The following is a 3,473-nucleotide window of genomic DNA, read 5'->3' as shown; positions in this document are numbered from 1 at the left end:
CCCCACACGACTACCGATATTTTTTACGCTCTGGTGGGGTGGTTTTTGTTTATAAGAGACCGGGCCGTGGGGGGTGGTGACGCCGTGGCGCTCGGCCTCGGCGAGCCGGCGGCCCAGGCCGGTGACCTTGCGGACTTCGCCCGCCAGGCCCACCTCGCCGAGGATCACCCAGCCCGCGGGCAGGGCGATATCGGCCTCGGCGGAGGCGATGGCCAGGGCGATGGCGAGGTCGGCGGTCGGCTCGACCAGGCGCATGCCGCCGACGGTCGCGGCGTACACGTCGTGCTTGCCGAGGAACACCCGGCCGCGACTCTGCAGCACGGCGAGCACCATGGCCACCCGGTTGTAGTCCAGGCCGCTCACGGCACGGCGGGGCTGGGGAATCTCGGTCTTGACGGTCAGGCCCTGCACCTCGGCTACCAGCGGGCGCTTCCCGTCCATCGCCACGGTGACCGCGGTGCCGGGGACGGTGTCGGTGCGGTGGTGCAGGAACAGCCCGGACGGGTCGTCGACACAGGCGATGCCGTCTTCGTGCAGTTCGAAGCAGCCCACCTCGTCGGCGCTGCCGAAGCGGTTCTTGATGCCGCGGATCATGCGCAGCGTGGAGTTCTTGTCGCCCTCGAATTGCAGCACCACGTCGACGAGATGCTCGAGCGTGCGCGGGCCCGCGACATTGCCGTCCTTGGTGACATGGCCGACCAGCAGCACGGCGATCCCGCTGGCCTTGGCCAGTGAGGTCAGCGCCGCGGTCACCGCGCGGACCTGGGTGACGCCGCCGATCACGCCGTCCACCTCGGGCGCCAGCATCGTCTGCACCGAGTCGACCACCAGCAGCGTCGGCCGCACCTGTTCCACGTGCCCGAGCACGATCGACAGGTCCGATTCGGCGGCCAGGTACACCCGGTCGTGCACGGCGCCGGTGCGGTCGGCCCGCAGGCGCACCTGCCCAGCGGATTCCTCGGCCGTCACATACAGCGAGGTCTCGCTGCGCTGGGCGGCCCACCGGTGGGCGACCTCGAGCAACAGGGTCGACTTGCCGACGCCAGGCTCACCCGAGAGCAGCACCACCGAACCCGGCACGACACCGCCGCCGAGCACCCGATCCAGCTCACTGACCCCCGTCGACCGCGCCTGGGTGACCTTGGCGTCGATCTGCGACAGCGGTGCCGCCGCCGTGGTCGGCAGCATCGCCCGCCGCCCCGGCGCCGCGGCGGACGCGGACGCGGCGGTCTCGTTCACCGTCCCCCAGGCGCCGCACTCGGGGCATTTCCCCACCCATTTGGACACCTCGTGCGAGCACGCGGTGCACCGGAAGACAGCTTTGGTCTTGGCCACACGCGCACCCTACGGATCGGCTCCGACAAAAAGAAAAGCCGCCGCGATCACCGCGACGGCTTCCCTGCTGCACCGAAAATCAGTGCCCGCCGCTGCCCTCGGGGGCGGGGCCGGACTTCTCGTTCTCGACGCGCTCGACCGAGGCGGCGTCGACCGGGACGGCCATCTGCACGGTGCCCGCGTTCTTGAAGTTGAAAGTGACGTTGTAGGTCAGACCCGGGTAGATCTGCTTGGTCAGACCGGTGATCTCGATCGTGCCGGGCTTGGCCTCGGGATCGATGGACGGCTTGTCGCCAGCCGGTGCCGCCGTGGTGGTCGGCGCGCCGGTGGTGGTCGGGGCCGCCGTGGTGGTCGGCGACGCGTGGTGGTCGTCCGACGGGGCGGCGGCGACCTTGACCGGGCCCGCGACAACGGTCTGCTGCGGCTTCAGCACGAACTTGGCGTCGCCCGCCGGGCCGGTGAGCTTGACCTGACCGAGGTCGGTGGTCACGCTGGTCAGCTCGTCGGTGACGGTTTCGCTGTTGTTGATGATCGACAGCGCGATCACCGCCTTGCCACCCTTGTCGTGCTCGGCGGCCGCCTCGGGGTACACGATGTGCACGTTGCGCAGGGAGATCGCGCCGACATCGGCGTGGTTACCGTTGATGGCGGCGGCCTGCGACGACGTCTGGGTGTGCTGGCCGGCGCTGCAGCCGGTCAGGGCGATGCCCGCGGCAGCGGCGAGCGCGGCAACCGTCACCATGCGACGTCGCGCCGACGGGGCGGTCACAGCTTTCAGGGCAGTCACGGTTTGTCCTCCATGTCGACCGGGCTCACTCCGTCCACACAGGGATCGGAGGGTAGTAACTAGGCAGCGTAGTAGTTCGCTCCGCGCGCGTGGCGTCCGGGCTCGCGACGCGCGGGCGCGGAAGTAACAGTTCGGTGTCCGGAGTAGGGTTGCCGGATCGATGCCGGGCGCGGGCGCCCCGATGACGGCTCGCTGTGCTGGTGGTTAACCCGTTCTGGCGCAAGACAATGCACAACAATTCCGCATTGTCAACCCCTACGATGGCCTCGTTGTGGCCCTGACCTGCACAGTTGATCGCGCCGTTATCGAGTCGCATGTTAAACTGTGAACATCGAAAGGGGCACGGGACACATGATTTTTAAGGTCGGAGACACCGTCGTTTACCCCCACCACGGAGCGGCGCTGATCGAAGCAATCGAGACCCGCACCATCAAGGGTGTGCAGAAAGAGTATCTGGTCCTGAAGGTCGCGCAAGGCGACCTGACCGTTCGGGTTCCCGCAGAGAACGCCGAATATGTCGGCGTCCGTGACGTCGTCGGCCAGGAGGGTCTCGACCGCGTCTTCCAGGTGCTGCGCGCGCCACACACGGAGGAGCCGACCAACTGGTCCCGCCGTTACAAGGCCAACCTCGAGAAGCTCGCCTCCGGCGATGTGAACAAGGTGGCCGAGGTCGTGCGTGACCTGTGGCGTCGTGAGCAGGATCGCGGCCTGTCCGCCGGTGAGAAGCGGATGCTGGCCAAGGCTCGTCAGATCCTCGTCGGTGAGCTCGCGCTCGCCGAGGGCACCGACGACGGCAAGGCCGAATCGCTGCTCGACGAGGTCCTCGCCGCGGCTTCCTAGAGTGCGACCTGTCGTAGCACTGGTCCCTGCCGCCGGTCGTGGCGTGCGCCTGGGTGAATCCACCCCTAAGGCGTTCGTCCCGGTCGGCGGCACACCTATGGTCCGGTTGGCTGTCGACGGGCTGATCGCGTCCGGTGCGGTGCACCGGGTTGTCGTGGTCGTGCCCGCCGACCTGGTCGATGCCGCGTCCGCTCTGCTGTCCACCACCTCACTGACCGGCGGTTCGATGCCCCCTGTGCCGGTGCAGGTCGTCGTTGGCGGCGCCGAGCGCACCGATTCGGTGCGCGCCGGGATCGCGGCCGCGCCCGACGCCGCGTTCTATCTCGTGCACGATGCCGCTCGCGCGCTCACTCCCCCGGAGTTGATGGCGGCGGGGGGCGCCGAGGCGCCGGCGGGGCGGGCCGCCCGCCGCCCCCCCCGGGCCGTGGGAGAAACCGGGGGAGCGGGGGCGCCCCCGGGGGGGGGGGGCGGGGGCGGCGGCGCCGCGCCGCCCCCCGGCGGCGCGGCCGCC

Annotated in this window: 4 protein-coding genes; 2 read left to right on the top strand and 2 right to left on the bottom strand. The window is 69.7% G+C overall.

Annotated elements, in window-relative coordinates; all coding sequences use genetic code 11:
- On the bottom strand, positions 1-1,335 hold a 1,335-nt coding region (gene radA / locus ACFWPJ_RS28050; protein WP_378855783.1), incomplete at its 3' end, for a DNA repair protein RadA.
- 79 nt (positions 1,336-1,414) lie between these two features.
- The gene (locus ACFWPJ_RS28045; RefSeq protein WP_378855781.1) at positions 1,415-2,122 is read right to left on the bottom strand and encodes a hypothetical protein; all 708 of its coding nucleotides are present in this window, start codon (positions 2,120-2,122) and stop codon (positions 1,415-1,417) included.
- A gap of 351 nt (positions 2,123-2,473) precedes the next feature.
- On the opposite strand from ACFWPJ_RS28045, the gene carD reads away from it, so the two are divergent.
- Both carD and ACFWPJ_RS28035 read left to right on the top strand, forming a co-directional pair.
- Positions 2,474-2,962 (top strand): RNA polymerase-binding transcription factor CarD, encoded by a 489-nt coding sequence (gene carD / locus ACFWPJ_RS28040; RefSeq protein WP_019044685.1) that lies wholly within the window; start codon positions 2,474-2,476, stop codon positions 2,960-2,962.
- 1 nt (position 2,963) lies between these two features.
- On the top strand, positions 2,964-3,473 hold a 510-nt coding region (locus ACFWPJ_RS28035), incomplete at its 3' end, for a 2-C-methyl-D-erythritol 4-phosphate cytidylyltransferase (protein ID WP_378855779.1).

It is taken from the genome of Nocardia sp. NPDC058497, assembly GCF_042720195.1.
GTDB lineage: Bacteria > Actinomycetota > Actinomycetes > Mycobacteriales > Mycobacteriaceae > Nocardia.
Note: the sequence above shows the minus strand (reverse complement) of the source record. Positions and strands in the feature narration are given on the sequence as shown.